The organism is Bacillus paramycoides (assembly GCF_038971285.1).
In the GTDB taxonomy this organism is placed as follows: Bacteria; Bacillota; Bacilli; order Bacillales; family Bacillaceae_G; genus Bacillus_A.
Map to the genome: position 1 here is coordinate 2,558,430 of NZ_CP152427.1, position 25,624 is coordinate 2,584,053.

Here is a 25,624-nt window from a genome sequence, read left to right on the forward strand (position 1 = left end):
ATTTTTTATTGTCTAAATATAATTTATATCTGGAGACATTTTTCATCAACAACTTTTAAAACAACAAAAAAACAAACAACTAAACAATCCATCACACAAAATGATTAAAAAGAACAAGGGGAGGCTAATCACTAAAACGAACATTTAATAAGTTCATTATTTTTAGTAAGTTAACATAATATATATTATAGGCAGTTATAGAAACAAAGCAATATCAGGTATCAAAAGCCAAGTAAACTATACTTAATGAGATGAAACGGAGATTTTTAGTGAGATTCACACAAAATCTTATTTAAACGAATTTCTACAGTTTTTATCATTTTTTTGTTATAAATCCATCACAGTGAATTTTAAACGATTATTAATTAAGCTTTAACGAATCAAAAACATTTTTGATCGACAAGAAATTTTTTATACAGAAAAATTATTTCTATACAAAATATAAATTATTAAATTCATTTTATGTTTTACTTAATAAATTTATATTGCTATTTACACACGTTTTATAACTTTAGATTATTTGTTGTTATTTCTGTCATTTATACTTGACTTTTATTGTACTTACCGTTCTTTATTCTAGTTAACATAACGTTTATTTTTAACTTAAAAAAATCTCCCTCACCTTCAGGAAGATTTTTTAGCTTGCTAGTATTTCAGTTATATACTCTTAATAACAATCCCAATTGTAAATTACGTTGGAAAAATCTAGATTTAATAAATCGTCTTTCTTTATAAAGAAATTAGCAACACCAGAATCTCCCCACATAATATTTAATGAATCGTCTGTGTCGATTTGTAGTAATAATACCTCATGTTGCTGGTATTTTTCTTCCCATTCCCTTGGATCTGTCTGTGTAAAAAATGGGTAACCACCAATTTTATGTCCTTGATCTTCACATAAATCATCATACAGTTCGCCTAATTCTGTATTATTTTCTTCATCAACAATTTCTTCCCAATCAATTTCCTCACTAAACATCTTTTCAAATCGATAATCCCTTGATGTTACTGGTTGATAACTTAATTCAAACTTTAATTTCGCTGCTTCGGGAATAATAAAGTCCTCTAATTCTAAAGTGTTTAAATAACTAAAATCAGTAATTACCTTATTTAAATCTTTTATAATTGTAGAATGATAAATAATGCGAAAGTCTTTTTGTATTGTTGGATGATCAAAATCGGCTCCATAAAGCTCATCATCAGCACTTACAAAAAACTGTAACATTCCCTCCTGAGGCATATATTCCACATGCGGCATTTCTTCAAAGTTTAGCTGAGCAAGTAACATCATAGGTTGTCCATTTGAATCTTTAGGATGCTCTTGATCTATAGGTAAATACGGATAACCACCAAACTTACTCTCAAAAAGCGTTGTTTCTGCTAATGTTCCAGACACGTTAATATACGGTTTCACACTTTCTTCTAAAATACTACGATATCGCTCTAGTTTTTTCGGAATTTGAAGTTGATACGTATTCTTCATTGTATTTGCCTCCCTTTAATAATGAATTGAAAATGCCTTACTTAATTATATAGCAAAAGATAGCTTCATTGAAAATCGTTAAAAATCCGTTTTCACCCTCGTTTTTTGCGCACTTGGTGGACAAAGTAAATTATGTTCTAAAACCTTTTTATTAATAGTTCGAATTAAATTCGCTGCTTCTGCAGTATTTGTATTTTCTTTTAGCTTTTCTTTTAAATCATCAATTTCCTTTGAAAGCTCAATCCACCTAGGTAATACATGATTATTTTTCAAAGTTCTATACAGTTGCTTTTCAGGATTGTACGAAAGATCTTTATCTAGATTTAGAGGTTTCCCTTTACCAGGTAAATTATCAAAAGACCCTTTCTTTTCTGCTTCTTTCACGATAGAACTAATATGGTCCTCATACGTAAAGGTCCAAACATTCTCATCTTTTACTAAAATCTCTTGCTTTTTTAGTTTTTTATCTAGTTCTTCTTGATTCATAGAATCTCTCCCCTTTATATTTTATAGTAGCGTTTTTGTACGTTTCAATGCTTTCAACCCATCAAATAACTTTTCTCGCCACCAAACACCGTCATGACCGCCTTGAAACTCTTCATAAGTTTTGGTATTCCTTTTCTTTTAAAGCTTTATACAGACGTCTATTAGCCGTTAAAAGAGGTTTGTTTTCAAGTTCTCCTGCTGCTATATAAAAATGAGGTTGCGTCGCATTTGAATCTATAGATGAAATTTGATTTTCAATCCAAGGAATTTTATTTTCATACCCATCCTTTTTCCAATGTACGGATCCAGACATTGACAACACGTTCCCGAAAATGTGTGGATTTTGAAGCGCTGCATAACAAGCTGCTAAGCCACCAAGACTGAAACCGGCAATTGTTGTATGTTTTGCTTCTTGATGCACACGATACTTCGCCTGAATCCACGAAAGTAATTCCTCGGTTAAAAATGCATTCATTTTATCGTTATAAGTTAGCTCTTCTAGCCGATTAACTGGATCTATAGCAACAGCAATACACGTTGGAATTTCTTTTTCGTAAATTAAATAATTAAGTGTTTTTGCGATTGAAAGGTTATTAATGAACGAATTCCCATCAAATACAATGAGAAGTTCTTGAAGATGTGAAGTGTGAGAATAATCGTGAGGCGTATAAATATGAATTTTACGTGTGTTATTTAAAATTGTGCTATGAAATGAATATGTTTCAATTTTCCCGGATGGATAATGATTTGAAGGAAAACGACTGCTATATTGCACCTACATTCTTATGTTTAACAAAGACGCTTTATTGGTACCTTCTCCAAATGTATTTCCATTAAATTGGTCCATTTCGTACTGTTCACTACGCTTTATCCAATCATTTTCGAAAACATCGTTTACTGAAAAATAGTACGTTGAAATAAAACTCTTATCCGTCCTAAACGTTGCATACCAAATATCTGTCTGTAACAATCGTTTTAATTGATTTACAGACAGATCCCAACCAGAAAAACTGCCGAATATATAAACGTTTTCAGTGTTTAGGTCCCCTAACCAAATATACGTTATAAGCTTATACTGACTTTCTACAGGACATTGTTCTATTAGTGGCGTATGATTCGACTTTATTTCATGCAAAAAAAGTATACAAAGCTTTCTCGTTTCCATTCTTTAATTGACTATTAAGCTCCTCTAACTTAGGACTAATTATTGAAGTCACCCATCTTCCTCCTTTGTATTTCTTTTCAATATATAGCTTTTATAAAGTTTAGGATTAGGATGTTATGTATGGAGATGAGTTATTTATTAGAAAGTTTATCAATTGCCTGAATAGAAAGTTCCAACGCTTTTATCCGTCTTGTTAAAAGTGTTCTTTGAGGACTTCCAGCTTTAGACTTGTCATAGGCTTTCTCTATTGATGGGAGCAAACCAGCAAGGATATTACGAGCTTCTGGTAGCTCTTCATGACTATACTGATGATTCTCTTGATTCCAAATATTTTCTAGTACTGCTAACCCTATGCAAACTGCTTTAAGTCGTTTTTTTACTAATGTAGTATTCGCACCTTTTTGAGTCATTTGTAATAGTGCATTTTCAAGTTTACGAATTGTTGATTGTAAAGATTTTATTGATTCCAATTTATCTATATTTGATACATTTTCCATGTTAATGTTGTCCCTCCTGTCTTAATTTCACTCGAAATATTTTAACATAAATAACTAACGATATTCGAGTAGGACAATGCATTAAAGGAAAACCATTGCTAAACGCTTCTCCTCCCTTACTGTATTCTATATGTACTTCTTTCTGCACTTTAAAATCCCTATATAAACAAGGTATTAAAATTGTATTTTTTATGAACAAAAAAACGCACAAGTAGCATAACTTGTACGTTTATATTTTTATTCAGTAAGATAATATAGTAATAGTTTTTATGTCTTCTCATAATTCATGAAATCCCTATACAAAATGGGATACTTCACAATTTCTGTTTCTATAGAACGATATTGCGGAAACCATTCAAAAAACGATTTCCTTAGCCCCTTTATTTGTTGAAACGTAATATTCTGTTCGTTTCCATTTAGTACAGAATTTAAAGTACCTGCTGTATGCATCCAATAATGATTAAAATCAGCATTTATACAGTCATCTTCGGTAAATTGACTTTTTAAGTCTCGCTGCAATTTTGCTGAAGCACGATACGGAAACGGTTTTTGTAGCGGACTATACATTTTCTGCAATTCATTAAAAATATCCTTTTTACCTAATAGCAACTTTCCACCCCTTTACTTCTCTATCCAACTTAATAATTTTTCATAATGATATTGAGCATCTTTATAGCCAAGATTATATAGGTTAACAAGTTTCTCTTTATTTCTTTCTATTCCGCTTATAGGAAGCTGTACGCTAGGCTGAATGACATAAAAGTTGTCTTTTTGTTCTATTCGATTCATATAAGATATCGTCTCATTATAAAAACAATAATGTTCTACTAAAGACTCTGCGATATTCGGATATTTTCTATATAAAATTTTAGCTAGTCCAGAAAACTTATTTGGCTGCTTCTCATATCCTACTGGCTTTGTCATAATTACGACGTTCTTTTGATAACCATCAGTTTGCGCTTTTAAAACCGGTATAGGATCTATAATCCCTCCATCTAGCAATTTTCGATTATCATATTCTACAACAGGTGCTATAAAGGGGACCGAGCTTGATGCACGAATGATCTTTAAAATATCATTACCGTGTTCTATTTTATTGTAATAAACTGCTTTTCCTGAATCACAATCCGTCGTGCCTATAACAAACTGTTCATTTGAGTTTAAAAAAGTTTGAAAATCAAATGGTACAATTTTATTCGGTACTTCATCAAATAGAAAATCCATTCCAAATAATTCACGTTTTCGAATCAAATTTCGATAAGATATATAACGGTGATCTGATACGAGCTCTGTATTTACTTTTTTATTCCTTCCTTTTTGACGTGATAAATAAGTTGCTCCCATACATGCTCCGGCAGATACACCGACTACATAAGGAAAGTATAAGTTCTTTTCCATAAAATATTCGAGTACCCCCGCAGTATATAATCCTTTCATTCCTCCGCCCTCTAATACTAAACCAATATTTTTCATGATTTATCCCTCTGCTTCTTTTTTCTTACTTACATGTTAGCATAAGATTTTAAGATGAGGTTATAAAAACGAATTGCAACAATAACCAGAAACTACTAAAGTAATGTCATAATTTCTTAGTACATTGCATGATACAATATAAGTAACACAATCCACAAATAATGGTGGAGGAATTTCCTATGGGTTTATTTAGCGGTATTTTAGGAAATGCATCAATTACACAATTTAGCATTGAAACAGCTGGGCATTTTGATTTAGATGCTGAGCTTAAAATTTGGGTATCTAGTTTGAGTACGCCAATTACGAAAGAATTTAAAGGTGACAATAGTGTTGTAAGCATTCAAAAAGCGTTAGTAACATATACGACGAAATAACGCTTTTTCGTATGTTTATTCATTTCTAAAATTACTAACCCGAGTATCTTGGAAGAATATGCAGCAATTTTGTATATTTAATCTTAGATAACAGAAAAAGGTAAAGCGTATTTCAAATGCTTTACCTTTCTTTTTTGTAATAAACAAGTGTAGTTTTATCATTTAATTTCTTAGTTACTTCTGTTCTTTTATATCCCATCTTTTCGTATAGAAAACAATTTCTTTCTTCTTCTAAAATCGTAGCAAGTTCAAAATACTGTGCTTCTGGAAACATCTCTTCAATTAAAATAAGTACCTGCTGTGCAATTCCTTTCCCTTGATAGTTTGGATGAATAAACATTGGACTGATCCAAAATTTTAAGGTATTTCTTTTTTTAGATATGCATATCGCTCCAGCAAGGTTCGAATCAAATATAATCTTATAAAAGTTATTACTTGGATTATTTATCCTTAAAATCGTTTTTTCAATAGATTCATTCGCTGGATTTGTTTCATAGTCTTTATATTTATTTAATAAAGGGTTAAACGAGTCTATTTGCATTTGAAATAAAGCTACTGCATCATTTTCTGTCGCCTTCTTTAAAGTAATCTTCATGTTACCAATTTAGTCGTTTTCTTAATGAAGTGATATGAGCTGTATGATGACGTCCGTGCCAGGCATATAGTCCAATTGCAGCAGCAAGTTTTGTTTCGCCTGTTTCTGGATGATTAAATGTCTTTTCAAGATCTTCAAGTTCTAGAGAATATAAAAGGTTAACCCATCTTTTATGTAATGAATCTAACATTACTAGTGAAACATCTACTGGTAATTTAGAATCAGGTAGTTCTGCCCACTTTTCTTCTTTATACGGTTTAATCGTAGGGTTCTTTTCTGTTAGTGCTAATTTAAAGCGTATGTAGCTGTTCATATGGCTATCAACAACGTGATGGACTACTTGACGAACCGTCCATCCACCAACTCGATATGGCGTATCTAACTGCTTCTGATCTAAATCTTTAATAGCCTTTGTTAGTTCATTTGGTAAATCTTCAATTTCTTGAATCCATGTATCTATCATTTCTTCCGTTATAGGGCGTTTGTAAGTAAATTGGCCAATTGGATAACGTAAATCATTCATGAATAAGTCCTCCTTATTATAAGCGCGAAGTATTTCTCCAAATATAATGTACAAAATTCACATGTTCTCCATTTAATTCTACAAATGTTGTATCTGCTTCGTTTTGATAGGAAGAAAACCCGCTTTTTTCTAATACACTTTGTGATGCGAGATTATTAGTAGTTGTTTTAGCATGAATCTCATTAATTTTATTACTTTTCGCTACGTCTATAACTAATTTTACAGCTGCTGTTGCAACTCCTTTTTTAGTAAACTTTTCTCCGACTCGATATCCTAGCGAACTGCTTCGAGTTTCTGTGTCAATATCTACTAAATTTATTCGGCCTACAATTTCTTTTTCTTCATTACGAATTAAATAAAAATAAGAATCTCCATCCGTCTGTTCTATTAATAAATCGTCTAGTAGTTTTTGGAAATATTCAAAATCGAAATATTGCGAGCCACGATTTGGTACCATTGTTTCAAAAAAAGATTTATTCGTAAGTTCAAATGTAAATAAATCCTTAGCATCATGTTTCTTTAATTGTTCTATGTATATTTTCATCACGATTACTCCTTCTATATCTACTAACTGTTATATATTCTTTTTCAATCAATTAATTTCCTTCTATTTCTTTTGCTTCAGTAATACAGCAAATAGCACTTTCGGATGAAATAGGTGCAATGGACTACGAATTAAATTCATCACTCTTACTAATCGAATATAAACGTCAGAGTCAGTTGCAGATAGTTGATATATTTGTTTCGTATACCATAGCTGAAATTTTTGCTTTATCGTTAATTCTCTTTTTAACTGAGGATGACGCGATATCTCCGTTGTAGTCATCTCCCATGGAGTTTGTATGATATGAGCAGTCTCTTTATAAAACTGCTGTGTAAATGCTTTATCAAGCTTTTGTTTTCTTTGCAAAAGTACCTGTAATTGGTGAGCTTCCATAGCAGCAACTGAAACACCTTGACCGAAAACAGGGTCGAAACGACAATGTGCATCCCCAACTACTAACAATCTTTCGGGTAGATTATCCACTAAATCAAATCGCCTACGTACTTGATATGGGATTCTGTACGTTTTGATATGTGAAATGGCCTCTGCTTTATTTAGAAAATCAGTAACATTAGAGATTGATAGGTTTTCAGCAAAAGTATAAAATTCTTCATCTGTTTGTGGTGCTTTTTCATTTGCATATCCACTGAAAGTAACAAAATAACGATTATCCTCAATCGTTTGAATAAGAACGCCATACGGATTGTCAGGGAAACTTGGAGACATTAGCGTATTACAGTAGTCTAATTTCTCATTTTCTTTAAATTTAAACATTCTAGTTGTGTAAAATAAATCAATACGTGCTTTCTCTTCTTGCACTTCGATATTATATTCACGTAACCATGCTATACTTTTTGAACCGAATCCACTTGCATCAACAACTATATCTGCTTGAATTTCTTCTTGTGTACCAGTCTCTAAACATTTCGCTTTTACTCCACATACTTTATTACGTTTTCCATCTATTAATAACCCTTCAATCACTGTCTCATATTTAATAGTAATATTAGAAACCTGATCTATTCGTTTTTGAATATGCCATTCAAGCAAAAATCTACTTTGTTGAATCATATGTACTTCTCCTGTGAATGGTTGTTTCCATAAACCAAATTGATGCCATTTTAAATCACGAGTAAAGTTATGTACGACACTACCTGCTTCTATTAATTCATTCGTAATATTAGGAAACAATTCCTCAATGGCTTTTTCTCCACCTTTTAATAACACATGAGGATGATTACTTTGTGGGACTCTTTTTCTCGAAGACTTTCCATCCCATCTTTCACCGGCTTCTATAATGATTACTTCTTTAAAAGCAGTTGATAATGCTTTTGCTGCGAGCTTTCCTGCGATACTTCCGCCAATAACGATAGCTTTATTAAACATATTTTCCCCCTTAATAAAAAGAGATCCTGTTTTTTATGAATGAAACAGGATCTTAAACTAATTAACTTCTTTACCATTATAATTAAAACACATGGGTATATTGCAACGTTATAATTAAAATGCCTAATCCCCATACGTAATACGCAAATACTTTTAAAGAGTGACGTTTTAAGTATTGAATCATCCATGAAACAGCTATGTAACCGAAAAATGCTGCTGATAACGTTCCGACAATTAAAGATGTACTAGAAATAGATTCTGCTTTCCCTTGAAAAACATCTGCAAATTGCAAAATGATAGCTCCGACAATGGCTGGCGTTGATAATAAGAAAGAAAAGTAAGCAGCAGTTTCGCGGTCTAACTTTTTCCATAATGCAGCGACGATTGTCATTCCAGAACGAGAAATTGCCGGAAAAATAGCAGCTGCTTGAAATGAACCAATGATAAATGCATCTTTATATGTAATGTCGACCATTTTTTTACGACCATTCTTTTGTTTATCCGCCATGTAGAGAAAGAATCCTGTCACTAAAAACTCCCAACCAATTGTAATACCTGTTTTTGAAATATCCTCAAAAAAGTCTTTAAATAACAATCCGATTACAACTGCGGGTATCGTCCCGACAATAAGTAGTAGCATTAGTTTTGAAAATGGATTTTTAATTAAATATATAAATTCTTTTTTGTAATAAATAAACACTGCAAGTAAAGTTCCAATATGAAGCATCGTATCTAAAAATAATCCCGCTTCATCTAGTTGAAACAAATGCCTGCCTAAATAAAGATGACCTGTACTACTTATCGGTAAAAACTCTGTTAAACCTTGTATAATCCCTAAAATAAAAGCTTCTAACCAATTCATGATGGTCCCCTTTCTCGTTTGCTTGTACCAATATATGAAGGTTAATTTTTCGATATGAAAAAAACTATATTTCTCTATGAATTTACTTTTAATTTATGGATATATATGTAAAGAGAATTGAGGAGGGTTATTATGTGGAAGCACACAAAATTCGGTAATGTATTACTTTGGTTGGGCCCTATCCTTGTATTTTTAGGACTATGTATGACAAATGTTATTTCTGATATTCCTTTCTTTGAGGGAAAACATAAAACGATTGGAATTGTACTTATATGTATAGGTGTATGCTGCTTTATTGTTGCGAATCATTTAAAAAAAGGAGTAAAATATGAGGACTAAATTTAAATAAAAAACAATCCCAGTCTATGTGCTAGGATTGTTTTTTATTACTTATTTATAGAATACTTTATCAACGTTATATTTTGCTTTGTATTCATTAATGATATATGTTTCGTAAATTTCTCTTTCTGTTGGATCTTCTACAATACATGCATCAATGCGGTATACTTCGTCACGGTGATTTTTAATTGGCGAAACGTTATCTTCGAAATGCTTCTTAATACGTTGTCTAATTTTACGAGCTTTACCTACGAAAAGAAGTTCGTCATTAATATTGTAAAACATAAAAATGCCGCCTTTATCTCGTGGGAACAAGTGGAAATCGATAAAGCCATTGATTGGCGTAATTCTTGGCTCGTCTCCTCTAATAACTTGTTTACGTTCAGTAATTGTAACATCAACTTCAGGGATACTAATTTTAATCAAGTTCATTCACGTCCTCTTTTATTATAAAGGTAAATAATAGCATACATATGTAAGAAAAGCTACGTTCAGAGGCATTTTTCATTTTATAATTTAAATATTATAGGTGTATCATGTAAACTCTTCTTCCAAATCATATGATCACTTGATTCTCCCCAATAATCCTTCAGTACATAACTAGGCTCTCCAAACTTCTTCGTCCATATACTTTGCGCTTTTTTGTATCCACTATCTAAACAGTATTCTGTTATCCCTCTGCTAAGTAACGTAGTATACATTGCATGTAGTAATAAATTACCTATACCCTTTTGTTGATATTCAGGTAGGACGAATACAGTTCCTATTTCATATAAATCTTTAAATACACCACCTGTACAGCTATGAATTAATGTACTTGCTGGACCGATTTCAATTGTTCCAATGATTTTATCGTTACTTGTATCAATTGCTAATAAAAAGTAACGACTTTCCCCATTGCTCTCCAAATCATTTTTCAAATACTGTTTTTTCGTATTAATTTCATTTTCTATGTCGTCTAATAATTGGGATAACCCTTCATTATTAAAGGTATCAGTAATAACAAGACGAAAAAACAAATTCATTTCATCTATATCATCCGAATTGGGTCTTCTAATTTCAATGTTATACACGACCTAAATCTCCATTCTTTTATAATATAAGAGGAATTGTTAAGACCATACTTTATATACTCTATTCAACATTATTCTACAAAGGCCTGCATAGACCCAACAATATAGAAAGCTCATTATAAATATCGATAATATAATTTTTATATTCAAAGTTGTATGAACGGTAGGACCTAATACAGGAAAGCGAAAAATATCAAGAACGATCATAATACCTATAAGTAGACAGATCGCTGAAAAGGCAACCACCCAAATCCTCCTCTTGAATTGTATAAAGGATACTCCTAACGCTTATACCCAATAAACCAGTAGTAAAGGGAAAGACAATGAGTTCACTTGGCTCAATAATAAATAAGAGGAAAATAGTTAAAATATAAGAGAATATTCCCTCGCGAATAGAATAACAAATAGCTAGAAAGATCGGCAGCGTCGCAAATGGACTAATAAATAACCCAATACCAGGAATTAAGTTACCTGCAGATTGAAAAATAGCAGCAAGTGAACCGAGTAACGCTGTAGTGACTAATCTCTTTGCTGGCGTCATCTTTCTTTTATGAACAAAATTCGTACCATGAGCAATCATCGGTTGATACCAATAGTTTCTAAAGTGATTCATCAAAATCCCCCTAAAGATATCTAATTTATCACTTTCTATTTTTATTGATACACTTATTGTTTATTTATTATCCCCTTCTAAATTTGAGAGTGTCTATCATATTAAGGAACGATTTCAAAAATAGTACCTTTGTTCAAATCAGTTACTTTCATAGAACCGTAAACCCCTAAATATAATCTAGTTTGATCTAAATTTGTTCCTAAACTCATAAAATAAGCTGCCTGCTCACCGAAATCATAATGGGTTTCAATAACATGAAAGTCAGTATGTTTACCATGCGTACCAGCTCTAGAATATGCTAACGCACCTTTTACTGGAGACTGCGATTTTTCTTTCTTAGCAAGATCAGTAAATACAATACTACCAGTCAAACTAGGAATTGCAGTTCCCATATACGGCTGAACGCCAGTAAGTGAAGTTCCGTCAAATTTATCTGGTCTGGAATCTTTATGATAATAACTAATTAGAGGCTGTATACGCTGCACTGATGTTTCTATAGTTTCATTATAATAAGCCATTATTCTCTCATTTAAAGTTGGATTCTCAGAACAGTGCCTTATAAAAGAAGTTGGTAATTCTCCTTCCCATCCTCTCCAACCAAAATTAATGAATCCATATTGATCGAGAGTAACTCTCATTAAATGAGTTTGGACAAGTTCGGTAACTGGTATTGGTTTATATTGAACAAAAGAAAAAATAGACTCTACAATATCCTGTCCGACATTACCAGCATATTTGATATATTGATTATAAAACCTTTGAAATGAAATACCTGTTATATTACGTACGCCTTTTGCAATGACTGTAAGTGTTTCTTGTATAGATAAAGGAAGTTCATTAAAGCGTGTAACTACTGGAGGATTGGTTATGAATGTATCTCTACTTACATCGATTTCAATTATTTTACCCGCTATTTCTAAATCATCCTGACTTAAATTAAACGGATCATAGCCTGAACCACCATCTCCATTTGTAAAAACAAGTTTTCCAGTCTCAGGTGAAAAGTTTAAGCTGTTTACGCCGTTATGATTAAAAAATGGTCTTCTTATATTAAGTAAAGTTCTTCTTTTTTGAGGTTTACCGTTTGATTGTAAAATCCATTCTTCAATTGTATCGATATGATCATATTGAGTATCTTTATTTGTCCACTTTAAGTTTAAAGTTTTCTCGTCACAAGGATTCGGTTTAAATTGTTTTGAAAGCGCTCCTGGTCCTTGAGTCCCGGCTACTGAATAATGAAGATAAAATAAGCCATTATGATTAAATTGCGGATGAAACGCTAGTCCTAGTAAGCCGCGTTCATCATAACCGCTACTAGCAACACCTTCTTCAAATGTGCCTAATTTAATAATTCGGTGACGAATATTTAAAAATGTCTTTATATCTCCGTCTCCTATGTAAAAAACTTCTCCTAATTGAGTTGCGATAAATAGCCTTTCGGTCGTTTCACCTGGAAGTATAGCTGTTTTTATTACAGTCGGTAAATTTAAGTTATGAACGATGGGCCGTAAACGAATCTTAACGTTTGTCAATTAACTTCCCCCCCTTTTTTATTTCTTTTATATAGAAGAATATGATTAGAGTAGTTTAATTAGTATCAAAACTATAGCCATGAAGTCGTAATATCTCTGTTCGTACACGTCTGTTTTCTCCTTAGCATCAATTAACTTACTTACCTTTTTATTACATTTTTTGATATGATATAACTATAAAATATAAATTAGGGGGACAATCCATGGCAATCCTACTACAAATCATCGTACCACTTACATGTGCAATATATTTATTTACCCTCTATCGCAATGGAACATACGGATCAGCTTCATTCCTCTTAGCAGTCATGATAGGAATTTTCGGTTTAGAGAATATCTTTCAATATGCTAGTTTAACAGACCATGCTGTATATCCGTATTGGGGAAGTTTGAAGGCTGTAATCTTTATTTTATCCGTGGTGTTTATATTCAAAAGAACACCCACTCTATATAATAATTAACATTTATTTAAAGCTTATTTTTAGGAAGAGGTTATACAATGAGAGCGCCATATCAAGTATTAATATTTCCTTATATAATAACTGAAGATTCTATTCAATACGCTATTTTTAACCGAAGTGATTATGGTTATTGGCAAGGAATAGCTGGTGGTGGAGAAGATGGTGAGACTCCTATTGAATCAGCAAAACGGGAATCATTTGAAGAGGCTGGTATTTTAAGAGAATTTCCTTATATAAAATTAGATTCTGTATCTTCACTACCTGTAGAGGATGTAGTCGGCGGGTTTCTTTGGGGAGAAGATGTTTATGTAATAAAAGAATTTTCTTTTGGAGTTAAAGTTCCTACAAAAGATATTTTATTATCCAAAGAACATCACAACTATAAATGGTTATGCTTTGAGGAAGCAGTAATGCTTTTGAAATGGGATAGTAACAAAACAGCATTGTGGGAATTAAACAAAAGGTTATTAAAGCAATTAAAGTATTAAATAAAACAAGAATTAAACAACTTCAAACTATTATTTTCCCCTTGGTATTTCTATTTTAAAAAGGTAGGTGTTACATATGTCCTTAAATATTATATCAATAGTATCTATAATAATTTGGATTGTGTTAATTACAGAACTGATAAAACCTTCAAAAGAACAAAATGGGCGAAAAATAGTAACCTTATTATCTGCTGGTTCTCTATCAACTCTTATTTTAACGATTTCATTCATTCAAAACATCCCGTTTTGGAACTAATTATGATTTAACTAACAAAATTAGCTATAAATAAAAAAGATTAGGAGCGAATCCTAATCTTTTTTATTATTCAATTGCACCAGCAACGTCATAATCGTTTAAATCTAACTCAATTGGTTGTCCGAGTGCTAGTTTAGCTAATTCAGACCCTAGATAAGGACCAGCAGTTAAACCTGAAGCTCCTAATCCGTTTGCAACAAGAATACCGTCGAAGTTAGGAAGTGGTCCGATAACAGGTAAGAATCCTGGAGTAAACGGTCTAAATCCAACTCTCGTTTCAAGCATAGTACCATCTTCTAAGCCAGGTGCAACTTCTAATGCTTTATGGAATACTTCATGTAAACCACCAGCTGTTACACGATGATCGAAGCCAGTTTCATTTTCATGGGTAGCACCAATTACGACATGACTATTGTCAAACGTTAAAATATATTGATCATTTGGCGGCATAACGACTGGCATATTTTCTGTTGCTGTATTTTCCGTTTGCAAGTGAACAATTTGTCCTTTTTGGAATGTAACTAAGAAATTGATACCTAATGGATTCAATATTTCATTTGCCCATGCACCTGCAGTTACAATTACCTTTTCCGCTACCATTGTTTCGTCATTTACTTTAACTCCAGTAATATGATTACCTTCACGGACTAATACTGCATCACCTTTAATAAAAGTTGCACCATGCTTTTTCGCAGCACTTATTAATGCATTACGCAATGATCTTCCGTTTACTCGTGCAGCGCCACTAATATGAACAGAACTGTATTCTTCTGATAATGCCGGGAATAATTTTTTCGTTTCTTCAGCAGATAAACGTGTAATTTCTCCAATCTCTGGTGCATCTTCACGTCGTTTATAAGCTCGTTCTTCCATTTTATCTAACTTTTTCTCATCAGTATGTAAACTAATTGCACCTACACGCTTGTATCCTGTATCCGTTTCACCGTCTTCTTCTAATTGCTGAATTAAAGAAGAATAGTAATGTGCACCGCCTTTAGCAATTTTATACCATGCTTTATTACGGCGCTGTGAAAGCCAAGGGCATACAATACCAGCTGCTGCATCTGTTGCTTGACCTAATTGTTGGCGATCCACGATAGTAACGTTCGCACCTGCTTTAGCAAGATGATAAGCAGTAGACGCTCCTAAAATACCGGCCCCAACTACAATATACGATTTCATTTTAAACACCTTTTCTCTTTTGCTAATTATTTAAATATAAGAACATACTTTAGTATACTGAAAGGAATTCTTTTTTCAATGTGCTAAACATAATTAATTGTTGCATCATTGTGACTTTCCTAGTCATTATTTTTTCTTCTTACGGAATAATTCAATTGTTTTATATCCTTGTGAAAGAATTTCAATCATTTTCTCAAGACGTTTTTCACGTGTTTTTTCTTGTTTTACAGAAAATAAATTACGTGCCCAATCTTTTTGATATCCAGGTGTTAAACTTTGATAAAACGTAAGTTCATTCGGATGATTAACCAATAATGCTTCAACATCTTTAATACGATCTGCATAATCAGCAACACATTGACTCATAGCAGGCGTTTTCTTCTCTTTTTTCTTTTCACGCTTTAAGCCTACAACAGTAAAGACGTCGTCCATACTTACCATTCGTGCAAATTTAATATCACTCTGTCCTACATACCCATCTTCGCCAACGCTTAATGCAGGAAACATCTCATCACGGTGAATAAACGTACTATAACGAGAATTACCTTTTTTCGGATACGCAAAGAATATGTAGCCTTTTTCAATTAGTAATTCTTCATTACTAATAATAAAATTCGTTTGTTTCACCATTTCATCAAGTGTTTCTACAAAAATAAAAATGGCATCATGATCTTTGGAAAATGCAGTTTCTTTTCCTGTAAAAATGTCATAATCACTAGGTTCATTACTTACGACCATATTTGTATACTTATTAAGTTTCAATTTATCAATAATTGACATAAAAATCTTCCTTTACATTCAAAATTCATTGTTTATACTTTTTCATACCGTTCTAGTGTATTATATCTGTTAATAAAATTAAACTTTAATAGTTGCTTTAAATCAAAATTAGTAAAATAGCCGATTCTGCATAAGAATCGGCTAGCTATTCGTTTCATCATAACTCAATAGCAAATAAAGTAAATAAAAGATCTCTATATAGATTTTCTGTAATTTCACGTTTCACTTTTTCACCATGAATGATTTCAGTTAAACTAGTATTTGTTAAAGAGACATGGCCAGAGTCCGTTAATTTGACTGCGATTGGGCCCTTATTGAAAATAGATTTCTCATCTTCTATTACTCTTCTTTGAACATCGTTCACTACTGCCTCATCAATGATACGATTATAAAAAGCATGACAAACTTTCCACTCACCGTTCGTATCTTTTCTTTCTAGAACGTAATTCCCTTTGCTCGTATCTTTTCGTCTCACTCGATACGTACCATTTTTAGAAGAAACTGACTCACCAGTAAAAGGTACAGGGACTAGAGGTACTAATGAAGCAATCCCTACATCAATTAAGTATCGTACGTTATCATAATTTAAAATAATCGTTATATGTCCATCCTCAAGTGCCCAAGCGTTTATATCATTTTTATATACGGTTCCAAGTGCAAGTTGTACATCATAACCACAATCTTGTAAAAAGTAGTAAAAAAGAGTATTTAATTCATAACAAAGTCCGCCGCGGGATGAAGTTAAAATTTTATCCTGTAAATTTTCCATAGTAATTGTATTCGCATTACGTGCTATAACATCTAAATTCTCAAATGGTATAGTGTGTGCAAATGTAAAGAGAATTGTATTTAATTCCTCAAATTTCACTTCAGTACGCTTTGCAAGATTCAATCTTGTAAAAAGCTTATGTTGTAGACTTGTCATAGTCAGCACCCCTTAACATGTATAAGTTAAAATAGTATATGCTGATTGTAAATTTGATGGGGTACTGAAACAATGTACATTTCGTTTAACTGTACCGGTACAAAAAGTCTAACCCACAAGATCACTTAAGATAAGAAGCTACGAATACAAATTTAATAGTTTGTCTTTAGGTAAATTATTATGATTGCTTAAATCAACAAAATATTGAAGTTGCCACATTTGGCTCTTTATAGCTTGATTGTTGACGGGGTTATCCCATATAGGATAAATCCTCATAGCCATTTTGCCTTTTTGATTTTGTATTCTCAAGATTTTTTCCTTAAGAAGAATCTCTTTAGGGAAAATAAATTGTCCTAGTTTGTTATCGTCTATACAAGTAATAACTAATAAGTCAGGAGCAGCGTCATAAGAAAACGCTTGATTTTGCATATTGTCATCTTTCTCCCAAAAAGAAACAAATTGTCCAATTTTATTAGGAGTAATTTTTGATTTTCTAAAACAAATGGTTTTGTTGTTTAAGTGAAATATACATCCTGCATATTCTGCATTTTGCTTTTCTTCTTTTAGATTCGTAATCATTAAATTGTTAGGTTTGTAAACTAAATTGTTTAAATTACGGATTATATCATTAAAATTGTTCAAGAAAACTCCCCCTTTAGTCATCTCTTAGTTTACCACAAACATCAGTTCTTATATGTTGTAAATAATAAGCGACGTGAAAAAGAGGGAGCTTTTACTGAGGTATTATTAATACTTCAATGTACTTAGTTTTTCAATTGCTTGTTGTTCAGTTGCTAAGTAAAAAATGTCTTTCCCTTTATTACATTCATAAATAAAATCCTGTAAGCTTTTACTAGTATACATAGAGAAATCTCCAATGATAGCAATCTTTACTCTGTAGTTTATAAACTTTTGAAGAATATCACCCGCAAGCCGTGTTTTTAGATCAAAGAAGCTTTCACTTATAAATGATTTATCAATAATAATATGTTTCGCATCTACTTCATATTGAACTGTTGCCATAAGATCCAACGCAGTTTGAACATCGGAAATTAATACCTTATCGTTTTTTATGACAGCAATATGTATTCCATCGATAACTAATTTCTTTATTTCCATAGTCCCACCCCTCTATTACTTACACAGTATGAGTAAATTTGTATTGCAGCTCTTCATATTAATTATAGTTCAAATTAGATACAGCGAACAAAGCAGCCTCTTTTTATTTCAAATATAGATTTTTTATATTACTAATACGGTCAATGAAATTATTAAATATCGAGATTGGTTTTACTTGTTATAAAAATATTGTGGTGTAACATAACTTAACAAACTATCCAAAGTATTAATCTCGGCATACGGTTGTATTTCGGTAGTATTCTTGATTTTCTGAGGGTTAAACCACACACCTTTTATATTTACATTTTGAGGACCAGCAATATCCTTTTCTAAGTTATCCCCAACAAATAAAGTATTTTCCGGCTGTAAATTTTGCTTATTTAATGCTAGTTCGAATATACGTTTATCAGGTTTACTAAATCCCACTTCTTCAGAAATAATGATTGTTTCAAAATACCTATTTAAATTCGTGTTAAATATTTTAGCTTTTTGCCTCTGAGTTGAGCCATTTGTTATAATTCCAACTTTAAAGTACTTCTTTATTTGATTTAAGAAATGAACAGTATTTTGGTCTATTGAAAAACATTTAGGGAAATATTCATTCCAAAAATCTTGGATATAATTGCGTGGCAATCTATATTTCGGCGCGAATTCATCAAATAATGATTCTAAAACTATCGTTTTATCACTTGTGCCATATTCCCTTTTATCGTATTCTTTGAATTTCTGTAACATATTGTTTTTGACTTTATCACAAACATCCTCATAACACTTTTCTAAAACAAATAAAAATAATTTATCTACCGCCTTATCCCTATCAAGTAACGTATCATCTAAGTCAAACAGCATCGCTTTATAACCCATCAAATCATTTCACAACCTTTCTAGCATTATATAAATCTCTACAAGTTTGTACCTTTAAACTTTTGGTTTAGCAAGAACATTGTTATGTAGTGATTAACGATTAAATAGAAACTAGATGAAAGAAATCCAAAGTTCTTAGCAAACACTCTAGTATTACAGTAGCTTCTTCTATATTGAAATTCCTTTTCCTCTTTTGGTAAACAAGCAAAAGTATTTTTTCACAAATTTTAAGAAACTAGATACAATCCACATTATTATGCATTAGTTTTTCGTAAATATTAATCGTACATCAATTCATACGATAAGTTTTTTTAGCAATTATTTCTCCATAAAAAAGTAATATAGCTAATAATACTTTTTGGTAATAAACGTTCTATGAAGTTTACTACTGTATCTCCACATAAACTCCAGATTGTACGGCTATAATGACTACCAGAGGTGATATTATGAAAAACTATCATATCCTCGTGGTTGAGGACGATCAAGAAATTCAGGAATTAATTAAACAATTTTTAATGACACAGCAGTATACAGTGGTAGTCGCTTCAGATGGACTAGAGGGTATGACACAATTTAATAAGCAATCCTTTGATTTAATTCTTCTAGATGTCATGATGCCCAATCTTAATGGATTTGAAGTTTCTAAAATGATCCGAAGTCAGTCAAACGTACCAATTATTATGCTAACTGCGTTGGAAGAAGAGGAAGATCAAATGAAAGGATTCGATCTTGGGATCGATGATTATATAACAAAACCCTTTTCATTTCATGTTTTGATTAGACGAGTCGAAGCTGTACTTAGAAGAAGTTATGATAAAAATGTAAATAATCATTTGATATTTAAAGAAGTTCGTATCGATGTGGATGCATATAGAGTCTATGTAAATGATGTTGAAATTATATTAACGACAAAAGAGTTTGAAATTCTACAACTACTATTTCAAAATGAGAGAAAAGTACTTACAAGAGAGAATATCGTAGAGAAGGTTTGGGGGTACGATTATTTTGGAGAAACACGAATAATTGATACACATATTAAAAATCTACGCAAAAAATTAGCTATCCCTTATATTAAAACAATAAAGGGTATTGGTTATAAAATTGATGAATAGTATTGTGAAACTCATGAAGATGAAGCAAATTACTTATAAACTCTTTATGACTACATCTCTCATTTTGTTATCCTTTGCAGTGTTGATTTATTTAACTTTATATTTCTTTCTCCCTACGTTTTATGAGCAATACAAAACAGATCAACTTCAAACAGGGATAAAAGAAATAATTGATAAGTCCAAAGATCTTACGTTTCAAGATGCGATACCACTTTTTGATGAATACGCAAAAAAAAATAACGCGATGCTTTCGCTTCAAAATAAAGAAGGAATAATTATTTACTCGCCTTCATTTTCTTTTATTCAAAGTGGTAAACAAACAACAGTAGTTACTAAAGCAGCACGATTTGAGAATGCAGGTACCATTAGCAATTCATATAATGTTACGGAACCAATTCAATTCCAAGATGGTAGTTTAACGCTTGTAGTGTTCGCAACATTTCAACCGATTGATGAAGCTTCGCAAGTATTAGTGCGCTTTCTCCCCTATATTAGTATCATTGTGATCGTAATTGGTATAGGGAGTGCTTATTTCTATTCCAGGTTTATTACAAAGCCACTTATTTATATTAATGAGGGTGCACAAAAGATGGCAAATTTAGATTTCTCCGAAAAAATTGAGGTTCGTTCTACAGATGAGTTAGGAGAATTATCTAATAGTTTGAATGACATGACTATTAACTTACAACAAGCTATGTTTGATTTAAAAAAAGCAAATGAGCAATTAAAAAATGATATTGAAAAAGAAAGAGAAATAGAAACAAAACGCAGAGAGTTTTTTGCGATTGTAGCACATGAATTAAAGTCCCCTCTTACTGTAATGAAAGGATACTTAGAAGGAATGATGTACAATATTGGCCCTTATCAAAATCGCGATCAATATTTAAAGAAAAATCATCAAATTATTGAAAGTATGGAACAATTAGTTCGTGAAATTTTAAGTGTATCTAAATTAGAACAACACACCTTCAAACTAAAAGTAGAAGAAGTTAATCTTTCAAAATTAATAGGTACAATCACAAAAGATCTCGAATTTTTTGCTTCTCAAAAAAGCATCGAAATAATAAAAAAAATTGATTCTGACCTTTCTATTTATACAGATTGTGCTCTTTTAGAAAAAGCATGTAAAAATATTATCCATAATGCGGTTATGTATTCACCACATAATGAAAAAGTCTATATAAAGTTAAGTGAGGATTCGAAACAAGGTCAAATCGAAATACAAATTATAAATACAGGTGTCAATATTAAAGATGAAGATTTACAACAAATTTTCAAACCATTTTATCGAATTGAAAAATCAAGAAATCGAAATACTGGAGGAAGTGGTTTGGGGCTATATATTGTTAAACAAATTCTTGAAACGCTAGATATAAAGTATTCAATAAAAAATATGGAACATAGTGTGCAATTTTACATGAGTATTCCATTATCTAAACATAAAAACAAACAAACTCTCCTTTAAATAGGACGAGTTTGTTTTTGTAGTAAATATAAACTTATTAACAGGTTTTTCATTTAATGACATGTACTGCTTCTTAAATGGCGATTATCATAAGTAGTGACAAACTGTATCCATTAAATATTCATCTTCTACTATAACTGCAAAAAAAACGAAATTCCGCTTGTATTTGAGATGCATTTCATCTATGCAACTGAAAAGGAAGATGAAAAATGCATATTTGCCTCCATTTTTCAGATTAATTTGGAATTCTTTTATGATAAGCTATATGTAAAGATTAAACATAAAACATAAAGGATGATTCGTATACAAATAAGACCAAAGGTAAGTGAATATAACTCCTATTATGCAACGTATACCAAATTGGTATCAGACGGAAATATCATACATATTCTAGAACAACAAATGAAGGGAGCGAATCTTTTATTAAAGAGAATTTCTGATAGTGAGGGACTTTTCCGGTATGCTCCTACTAAATGGAGTATAAAAGAAGTAATCGGTCATATAGCAGATACAGAACGGATTATGGCGTATCGATTGCTATCAATCGCTCGAGGCGAGACAGCAGAACTTCCAGGCTATAATGATGATATGTATGTTCTTAGAGCTGCTTTTGATAAGCAATCTATGCAAGATCTTCTTGAAAATTTAATAGTTGTTCGCCAATCTACCCTGTATTTACTTAGAAGCTTAGATAAAGAAGCTTGGTCACAAAGAGGAAATGCGAATAATTCTGAAGTTACAGTTCGTGCATTAGCATACATCATTGCTGGTCATGAGCTTCATCATCTTCAAATTATAAAAGAACGTTACCTTGGTTCTGATGCATATCCAGCAAGTTAATATTTAAAGAAAAAGAATCCTATTTATGTAGGGCTCTTTTTCAGTATTTATCAAGGATTGGTGCTTAGAGTCATGACCAATTAAACGTCTTTATTTATAAAATTCACTACATAAGATGTAACCTATCCCCTTTTATTCTGTACATAATTTTCTTCATGCTGATATACTATAAACAATATAGTCCTGGAAAGGTGATGATGTTATGTATGAACAACAAAATAATAGGGATAGAGATTAAAAAATGATGTTTTCTATGCAAGGAGTTCCATCAAATAATATTAACATGAATCAATTACCTAAATGGATTAGAATTTTTGGTTATTGTGCGTTTGGTTGGATAATAGTATTTAGTTTAATTATGATTGTAGGTTTAATTCTGCAATAACTATACAGATACACAGTTAAACGGGACAGCATTTAGATTATATATCTAGGTATTGTCTCGTTTTTTATGTGTGATCATCCCATGATATAGGTAACCAATTATAATAAAAAGAACTTGTAGAATATCCTACAAGTTCTTTTTCAAATATTATTAAAACGGGAACAACAAACTATTTTAACATTCAGTACAGGGAGACCATTTTGGTTATATTTGATTTTATTATAAATCAAATATAAGTTTTTGAAAGGGATAGATTTCGAAAATTATGTGAATTGAACAGCTACGATGTTTATATTAGATTTCATTTACGACCAACTTCTTCTTACTTAAATATACTGCACGATCTGATTTTCTAGCAACTTCCTGTGAATGCGTCACGACGATAATACATTTATTCTCTTTATGTGCAAGTTCTTGAAACAGTTCTATAATATCCATTGCCGTTTCCTCGTCGAGGTTTCCTGTCGGCTCATCCGCAATCAGTAAATCAACATTACAAGATAGTGCTCGAGCAATTGCTACACGCTGTTGTTGCCCACCGCTTAGTTGCAGGACGTTTCGTTTCGCTTCAGCTTCTGAGAGTCCTACCCTCTCTAATAATTCTAATGCTCTTGCTGTTTTATTTTGCACTTTAACACCTGTAATTTCCATTGCTGTTAAGACATTTTGAAGAGCGGTCATATAGGTAATTAAGTTATAAGATTGGAAAATTACAGATACATTTTGATTACGGTATCGATCCAAACCAATTTTTCTAATATCTTTGCCATTATACAGTACATAACCATTTTTAGGGACATCCAGTCCACAACCTAAGCTCAGAGTTGTGGTTTTACCAGATCCAGATGGTCCTAAAATCGTGTAGAAATGTCCTTTTTGAAAAGAAAAGTTAACATTATCTAGTATCGCTACATTTTTTCCATTACTTTCATAATAATAATCCAAATTTTTAAACTGTAAAATCGTCTCCATATCGAGCCTCCTCATTCATCTTTTAAAAGAATTTGTTTTGGATTTAAACGCAGAATAGATAATGCTGGGAGTAGCGTTGCTATTATAGCAATAGCTAGTCCAATTCCACCCATTTTTCCTACATCTTCTCCTGTTACACTTACATCAATTTTATCAATTGGATCTTCTTTTTGATTTTGTAGAGTACCACCAGGTCCAGTCATCATTACAGTACCATGTTGCGAGGTATCTGTTTCTTCGCTCGCAGTAGCAATTTCATTCGAAAGTAAATTATCCCCGATATATTGAGAAACTTTAGCTCCTGTTGTTATGGATAATCCAAATGCTAAAATAGCGACACACACTACTTCTACTACGAATTGCGCCATCAGTTTCCACTTTTTCTCTCCAATAGACAATAAAATTCCCATTTCTTTACGACGTCCTTTAATTGATAGCATAATGATTAATCCTAAAATGATTGCACCTGCAATCGATACAATATAAATAATCATTTGAGAAGTCGAAGAGATATTTTCGATAGGACCAATCATTTGCTTGTACAATGAATCATGCGCATCTAATTTATAATAATTAAAATCAATATTAGATTTTGTTGCTTCTTTTTTAAATGCATCGATATATTGGGGATCATTCAAGAAATACACGACTTGAACACTACTTATACCTTGGTCTACTTCTAATTTTTTCATAGTTGAATACGGCATATATAGTTTATTAGCTGGATCCATAATAGGAGGAGCCTGTTGACCCATTGCTTGCTCATTTGTTTCGTAAATACCGATAATTTCAACCTCAAGGGTTTCCTTCTTATCCCCTGATTGCACTTTAACTTTGTCTCCTACTTTCAAATTGTTTAATTCCGCTAATCGTTTTTCCATTAAAGCTACATTCTGATCCTTCATTTGCTCTGTAATTGGTTTTCCATCAATGATTTTACTTTTTCCGTTTTTAAAACTTTCTTGTAATGCAGTCTTGCGGACCCCCTCAATCATAAAAGATGCATTCATATCTATTTCTGTACCAGAGCTTGAACCGCCTCGCACAGCCGCCATTCCCGCTTTACCTTTTCCTTCTTCTTCTCCTTCTGAAGCTCCTACTAGTTTAAGTCCATCAGAAATACCGAAAGTATTGCCTATGTAATTATAGTCTTTTACATATTTTGACTTCGCTAATTGATCTGCTTCTTTTGTGTTCAGCTTCGTTGGTTTAGGCATTTCTCCAGTTTCACGAGCTTGTTGGCCTAATTTGTCGAAATCAAGACCTAAAGTAACATCTGCACCCAGTTTTTTTCTTGCACCATCCGCTGCTTTTTTTGATGCATTTTGGATTGTGAACCCTGAAAGAACCAAATTTGTAACAATCAGAAAAACTGCCATCAAAATTAATGATGTTCCTATCCTTTTTTTCATACTGAGAATTGCACGTTTCATAAAATTCATTTTTTCTTACCTCCTTGATAATTCTTATTTTATATAGATTATCTAGAGTTTAAATGGAGTTAATCGGTAGTTTATCTATAGATATACGGAGTTTATGTGTAGTTATTCATTGACCTGGTCAAGAAAAGCTAGAACACAAATTCAAAAACACAGTCGTTTTAGAATATTGGTAAGGAGTTAGTCAATTTAAGAGACTTATAGAAAAAAAAGAGGTTAAGCTTAATTTAATGTATGTAACATGAAAAATATATTTATTGTATAATTTCTATAAAATAAATATAGAGAAGCTATTTGTGATTATCTATATGGGAATTGTTAAGTTCCTAATAGAAATTACATCTTTTAATAAGAAAAGAAGCAAGTTAACATTCTTTTATATGGATAAGAA

General features: G+C 31.9%; 27 protein-coding genes and 4 pseudogenes. 8 read left to right on the forward strand and 23 right to left on the reverse strand.

Annotated elements, in window-relative coordinates:
• Positions 1 to 667: 667 nt before the first annotated feature.
• The 6 genes and pseudogenes from AAG068_RS13200 to AAG068_RS13225 form a co-directional block, all read right to left on the reverse strand.
• The gene (locus AAG068_RS13200; RefSeq protein ID WP_342719612.1) at positions 668 to 1,483 is read right to left on the reverse strand and encodes a YwqG family protein; all 816 of its coding nucleotides are present in this window, start codon (positions 1,481 to 1,483) and stop codon (positions 668 to 670) included.
• Positions 1,484 to 1,561: 78 nt separating this feature from the next.
• Entirely contained in the window at positions 1,562 to 1,969 is a 408-nt protein-coding gene (locus AAG068_RS13205; protein WP_342719613.1) for a DUF1992 domain-containing protein, read from the reverse strand.
• 21 nt (positions 1,970 to 1,990) lie between these two features.
• Positions 1,991 to 3,186: pseudogene (locus tag AAG068_RS13210) on the reverse strand (alpha/beta hydrolase).
• Between the two features lie 79 nt (positions 3,187 to 3,265).
• Positions 3,266 to 3,631 (reverse strand): hypothetical protein, encoded by a 366-nt coding sequence (locus AAG068_RS13215; protein ID WP_342719614.1) that lies wholly within the window; start codon positions 3,629 to 3,631, stop codon positions 3,266 to 3,268.
• A 267-nt stretch (positions 3,632 to 3,898) separates the two neighbouring features.
• Positions 3,899 to 4,240 (reverse strand): YxiJ-like family protein, encoded by a 342-nt coding sequence (locus AAG068_RS13220; protein WP_342719615.1) that lies wholly within the window; start codon positions 4,238 to 4,240, stop codon positions 3,899 to 3,901.
• A 12-nt stretch (positions 4,241 to 4,252) separates the two neighbouring features.
• Positions 4,253 to 5,104, reverse strand: a complete 852-nt coding sequence (locus tag AAG068_RS13225; RefSeq protein ID WP_342719616.1) for a patatin-like phospholipase family protein — start codon at positions 5,102 to 5,104, stop codon at positions 4,253 to 4,255.
• 212 nt (positions 5,105 to 5,316) lie between these two features.
• On the opposite strand from AAG068_RS13225, the pseudogene AAG068_RS13230 reads away from it, so the two are divergent.
• A pseudogene (locus AAG068_RS13230) lies at positions 5,317 to 5,478 on the forward strand (PH domain-containing protein); the annotation flags it as partial.
• Positions 5,479 to 5,599: 121 nt separating this feature from the next.
• On the opposite strand, the pseudogene AAG068_RS13235 reads toward AAG068_RS13230, so the two are convergent.
• The 5 genes and pseudogenes from AAG068_RS13235 to AAG068_RS13255 all read right to left on the reverse strand — a co-directional run.
• A pseudogene (locus AAG068_RS13235) lies at positions 5,600 to 6,073 on the reverse strand (GNAT family N-acetyltransferase); the annotation flags it as partial.
• A 1-nt stretch (position 6,074) separates the two neighbouring features.
• Positions 6,075 to 6,596: a YfiT family bacillithiol transferase gene (locus tag AAG068_RS13240; RefSeq protein ID WP_017561595.1), complete on the reverse strand. Its 522-nt coding sequence runs from the start codon at positions 6,594 to 6,596 to the stop codon at positions 6,075 to 6,077.
• 16 nt (positions 6,597 to 6,612) lie between these two features.
• Positions 6,613 to 7,140, reverse strand: coding sequence for a GNAT family N-acetyltransferase (locus AAG068_RS13245; RefSeq protein WP_342719617.1), 528 nt, complete (start codon positions 7,138 to 7,140; stop codon positions 6,613 to 6,615).
• 63 nt (positions 7,141 to 7,203) lie between these two features.
• Positions 7,204 to 8,526, reverse strand: coding sequence for an FAD-dependent oxidoreductase (locus AAG068_RS13250; protein ID WP_342719618.1), 1,323 nt, complete (start codon positions 8,524 to 8,526; stop codon positions 7,204 to 7,206).
• Positions 8,527 to 8,608: 82 nt separating this feature from the next.
• Complete coding sequence (locus AAG068_RS13255) at positions 8,609 to 9,388, reverse strand: undecaprenyl-diphosphate phosphatase (RefSeq protein ID WP_342719619.1); 780 nt, start codon at positions 9,386 to 9,388, stop codon at positions 8,609 to 8,611.
• 132 nt (positions 9,389 to 9,520) lie between these two features.
• Between AAG068_RS13255 and AAG068_RS13260 the strand changes: the two genes are divergently transcribed.
• On the forward strand, positions 9,521 to 9,727 hold the full coding sequence (locus AAG068_RS13260) for a hypothetical protein (protein WP_342719620.1): 207 nt from the start codon (positions 9,521 to 9,523) through the stop codon (positions 9,725 to 9,727).
• A 51-nt stretch (positions 9,728 to 9,778) separates the two neighbouring features.
• Here AAG068_RS13260 and AAG068_RS13265 read toward each other — a convergent pair whose 3' ends face one another.
• The 4 genes and pseudogenes from AAG068_RS13265 to AAG068_RS13280 all read right to left on the reverse strand — a co-directional run bounded on the left by AAG068_RS13265 (position 9,779) and on the right by AAG068_RS13280 (position 12,945).
• On the reverse strand, positions 9,779 to 10,159 hold the full coding sequence (locus AAG068_RS13265) for a nucleotide excision repair endonuclease (protein WP_001048949.1): 381 nt from the start codon (positions 10,157 to 10,159) through the stop codon (positions 9,779 to 9,781).
• Between the two features lie 77 nt (positions 10,160 to 10,236).
• Positions 10,237 to 10,800 (reverse strand): GNAT family N-acetyltransferase, encoded by a 564-nt coding sequence (locus AAG068_RS13270; RefSeq protein WP_342719621.1) that lies wholly within the window; start codon positions 10,798 to 10,800, stop codon positions 10,237 to 10,239.
• 39 nt (positions 10,801 to 10,839) lie between these two features.
• Positions 10,840 to 11,413 (reverse strand): annotated as a pseudogene (locus tag AAG068_RS13275) (hypothetical protein).
• A 101-nt stretch (positions 11,414 to 11,514) separates the two neighbouring features.
• Entirely contained in the window at positions 11,515 to 12,945 is a 1,431-nt protein-coding gene (locus tag AAG068_RS13280; RefSeq protein ID WP_342719622.1) for a PQQ-dependent sugar dehydrogenase, read from the reverse strand.
• A 203-nt stretch (positions 12,946 to 13,148) separates the two neighbouring features.
• On the opposite strand from AAG068_RS13280, the gene AAG068_RS13285 reads away from it, so the two are divergent.
• From AAG068_RS13285 to AAG068_RS13295, 3 genes are all read left to right on the forward strand, one after another.
• On the forward strand, positions 13,149 to 13,406 hold the full coding sequence (locus tag AAG068_RS13285; protein WP_342719623.1) for a hypothetical protein: 258 nt from the start codon (positions 13,149 to 13,151) through the stop codon (positions 13,404 to 13,406).
• Between the two features lie 38 nt (positions 13,407 to 13,444).
• Positions 13,445 to 13,894 carry an NUDIX hydrolase gene (locus tag AAG068_RS13290; protein WP_342719624.1) on the forward strand — a complete coding sequence of 150 codons (450 nt, stop codon included), beginning with the start codon at positions 13,445 to 13,447 and terminating at the stop codon, positions 13,892 to 13,894.
• A 76-nt stretch (positions 13,895 to 13,970) separates the two neighbouring features.
• Positions 13,971 to 14,150, forward strand: a complete 180-nt coding sequence (locus AAG068_RS13295) for a hypothetical protein (protein ID WP_098668145.1) — start codon at positions 13,971 to 13,973, stop codon at positions 14,148 to 14,150.
• A 66-nt stretch (positions 14,151 to 14,216) separates the two neighbouring features.
• Here the strand turns inward: AAG068_RS13295 and AAG068_RS13300 are convergent, their stop codons facing one another.
• From AAG068_RS13300 to AAG068_RS13325, 6 genes are all read right to left on the reverse strand, one after another.
• A complete protein-coding gene (locus tag AAG068_RS13300) occupies positions 14,217 to 15,332 on the reverse strand; it encodes an NAD(P)/FAD-dependent oxidoreductase (protein WP_342719626.1) in 1,116 nt (371 codons plus the stop codon).
• A gap of 126 nt (positions 15,333 to 15,458) precedes the next feature.
• A complete protein-coding gene (locus tag AAG068_RS13305) occupies positions 15,459 to 16,112 on the reverse strand; it encodes a YdeI/OmpD-associated family protein (RefSeq protein WP_342719627.1) in 654 nt (217 codons plus the stop codon).
• A 157-nt stretch (positions 16,113 to 16,269) separates the two neighbouring features.
• Positions 16,270 to 17,037, reverse strand: coding sequence for an arylamine N-acetyltransferase family protein (locus tag AAG068_RS13310; RefSeq protein ID WP_342719628.1), 768 nt, complete (start codon positions 17,035 to 17,037; stop codon positions 16,270 to 16,272).
• Positions 17,038 to 17,175: 138 nt separating this feature from the next.
• On the reverse strand, positions 17,176 to 17,700 hold the full coding sequence (locus AAG068_RS13315) for a MepB family protein (protein WP_342719629.1): 525 nt from the start codon (positions 17,698 to 17,700) through the stop codon (positions 17,176 to 17,178).
• Between the two features lie 84 nt (positions 17,701 to 17,784).
• Complete coding sequence (locus tag AAG068_RS13320; RefSeq protein ID WP_342719630.1) at positions 17,785 to 18,156, reverse strand: DUF4180 domain-containing protein; 372 nt, start codon at positions 18,154 to 18,156, stop codon at positions 17,785 to 17,787.
• A 171-nt stretch (positions 18,157 to 18,327) separates the two neighbouring features.
• The gene (locus AAG068_RS13325) at positions 18,328 to 19,020 is read right to left on the reverse strand and encodes an HAD family hydrolase (RefSeq protein ID WP_342719631.1); all 693 of its coding nucleotides are present in this window, start codon (positions 19,018 to 19,020) and stop codon (positions 18,328 to 18,330) included.
• 446 nt (positions 19,021 to 19,466) lie between these two features.
• Here AAG068_RS13325 and AAG068_RS13330 point away from each other — a divergent pair, with 446 nt between their 5' ends.
• The 3 genes from AAG068_RS13330 (at position 19,467) to AAG068_RS13340 (ending at position 22,437) form a co-directional block, all read left to right on the forward strand.
• Positions 19,467 to 20,132, forward strand: a complete 666-nt coding sequence (locus AAG068_RS13330; protein ID WP_000800739.1) for a response regulator transcription factor — start codon at positions 19,467 to 19,469, stop codon at positions 20,130 to 20,132.
• Positions 20,125 to 21,597 carry a sensor histidine kinase gene (locus tag AAG068_RS13335; RefSeq protein ID WP_342719632.1) on the forward strand — a complete coding sequence of 491 codons (1,473 nt, stop codon included), beginning with the start codon at positions 20,125 to 20,127 and terminating at the stop codon, positions 21,595 to 21,597. The genes AAG068_RS13330 and AAG068_RS13335 overlap by 8 nt, the downstream gene beginning before the upstream one ends.
• A gap of 303 nt (positions 21,598 to 21,900) precedes the next feature.
• Positions 21,901 to 22,437: a DinB family protein gene (locus AAG068_RS13340; protein ID WP_342719764.1), complete on the forward strand. Its 537-nt coding sequence runs from the start codon at positions 21,901 to 21,903 to the stop codon at positions 22,435 to 22,437.
• Between the two features lie 679 nt (positions 22,438 to 23,116).
• Here AAG068_RS13340 and AAG068_RS13345 read toward each other — a convergent pair.
• Together AAG068_RS13345 and AAG068_RS13350 are read right to left on the reverse strand one after the other, a co-directional pair.
• A complete protein-coding gene (locus AAG068_RS13345; RefSeq protein ID WP_342719633.1) occupies positions 23,117 to 23,794 on the reverse strand; it encodes an ABC transporter ATP-binding protein in 678 nt (225 codons plus the stop codon).
• Positions 23,795 to 23,805: 11 nt separating this feature from the next.
• The gene (locus AAG068_RS13350; RefSeq protein WP_342719634.1) at positions 23,806 to 25,236 is read right to left on the reverse strand and encodes an ABC transporter permease; all 1,431 of its coding nucleotides are present in this window, start codon (positions 25,234 to 25,236) and stop codon (positions 23,806 to 23,808) included.
• Between the last annotated feature and the right edge of the window lie 388 nt (positions 25,237 to 25,624).

Coding starts and splice junctions, on each gene's coding strand:
- AAG068_RS13200 (WP_342719612.1), bottom strand. CDS start 1,483: ATGAAGAATACGTATCAACTTCAAATTCCGAAAAAACTAGAGCGATAT.
- AAG068_RS13205 (WP_342719613.1), bottom strand. CDS start 1,969: ATGAATCAAGAAGAACTAGATAAAAAACTAAAAAAGCAAGAGATTTTA.
- AAG068_RS13215 (WP_342719614.1), bottom strand. CDS start 3,631: ATGGAAAATGTATCAAATATAGATAAATTGGAATCAATAAAATCTTTA.
- AAG068_RS13225 (WP_342719616.1), bottom strand. CDS start 5,104: ATGAAAAATATTGGTTTAGTATTAGAGGGCGGAGGAATGAAAGGATTA.
- AAG068_RS13240 (WP_017561595.1), bottom strand. CDS start 6,596: ATGAATGATTTACGTTATCCAATTGGCCAATTTACTTACAAACGCCCT.
- AAG068_RS13245 (WP_342719617.1), bottom strand. CDS start 7,140: ATGAAAATATACATAGAACAATTAAAGAAACATGATGCTAAGGATTTA.
- AAG068_RS13250 (WP_342719618.1), bottom strand. CDS start 8,526: ATGTTTAATAAAGCTATCGTTATTGGCGGAAGTATCGCAGGAAAGCTC.
- AAG068_RS13255 (WP_342719619.1), bottom strand. CDS start 9,388: ATGAATTGGTTAGAAGCTTTTATTTTAGGGATTATACAAGGTTTAACA.
- AAG068_RS13260 (WP_342719620.1), top strand. CDS start 9,521: ATGTGGAAGCACACAAAATTCGGTAATGTATTACTTTGGTTGGGCCCT.
- AAG068_RS13265 (WP_001048949.1), bottom strand. CDS start 10,159: ATGAACTTGATTAAAATTAGTATCCCTGAAGTTGATGTTACAATTACT.
- AAG068_RS13285 (WP_342719623.1), top strand. CDS start 13,149: ATGGCAATCCTACTACAAATCATCGTACCACTTACATGTGCAATATAT.
- AAG068_RS13290 (WP_342719624.1), top strand. CDS start 13,445: ATGAGAGCGCCATATCAAGTATTAATATTTCCTTATATAATAACTGAA.
- AAG068_RS13295 (WP_098668145.1), top strand. CDS start 13,971: ATGTCCTTAAATATTATATCAATAGTATCTATAATAATTTGGATTGTG.
- AAG068_RS13300 (WP_342719626.1), bottom strand. CDS start 15,332: ATGAAATCGTATATTGTAGTTGGGGCCGGTATTTTAGGAGCGTCTACT.
- AAG068_RS13305 (WP_342719627.1), bottom strand. CDS start 16,112: ATGTCAATTATTGATAAATTGAAACTTAATAAGTATACAAATATGGTC.
- AAG068_RS13310 (WP_342719628.1), bottom strand. CDS start 17,037: ATGACAAGTCTACAACATAAGCTTTTTACAAGATTGAATCTTGCAAAG.
- AAG068_RS13315 (WP_342719629.1), bottom strand. CDS start 17,700: ATGACTAAAGGGGGAGTTTTCTTGAACAATTTTAATGATATAATCCGT.
- AAG068_RS13320 (WP_342719630.1), bottom strand. CDS start 18,156: ATGGAAATAAAGAAATTAGTTATCGATGGAATACATATTGCTGTCATA.
- AAG068_RS13325 (WP_342719631.1), bottom strand. CDS start 19,020: ATGGGTTATAAAGCGATGCTGTTTGACTTAGATGATACGTTACTTGAT.
- AAG068_RS13330 (WP_000800739.1), top strand. CDS start 19,467: ATGAAAAACTATCATATCCTCGTGGTTGAGGACGATCAAGAAATTCAG.
- AAG068_RS13335 (WP_342719632.1), top strand. CDS start 20,125: ATGAATAGTATTGTGAAACTCATGAAGATGAAGCAAATTACTTATAAA.
- AAG068_RS13345 (WP_342719633.1), bottom strand. CDS start 23,794: ATGGAGACGATTTTACAGTTTAAAAATTTGGATTATTATTATGAAAGT.
- AAG068_RS13350 (WP_342719634.1), bottom strand. CDS start 25,236: ATGAATTTTATGAAACGTGCAATTCTCAGTATGAAAAAAAGGATAGGA.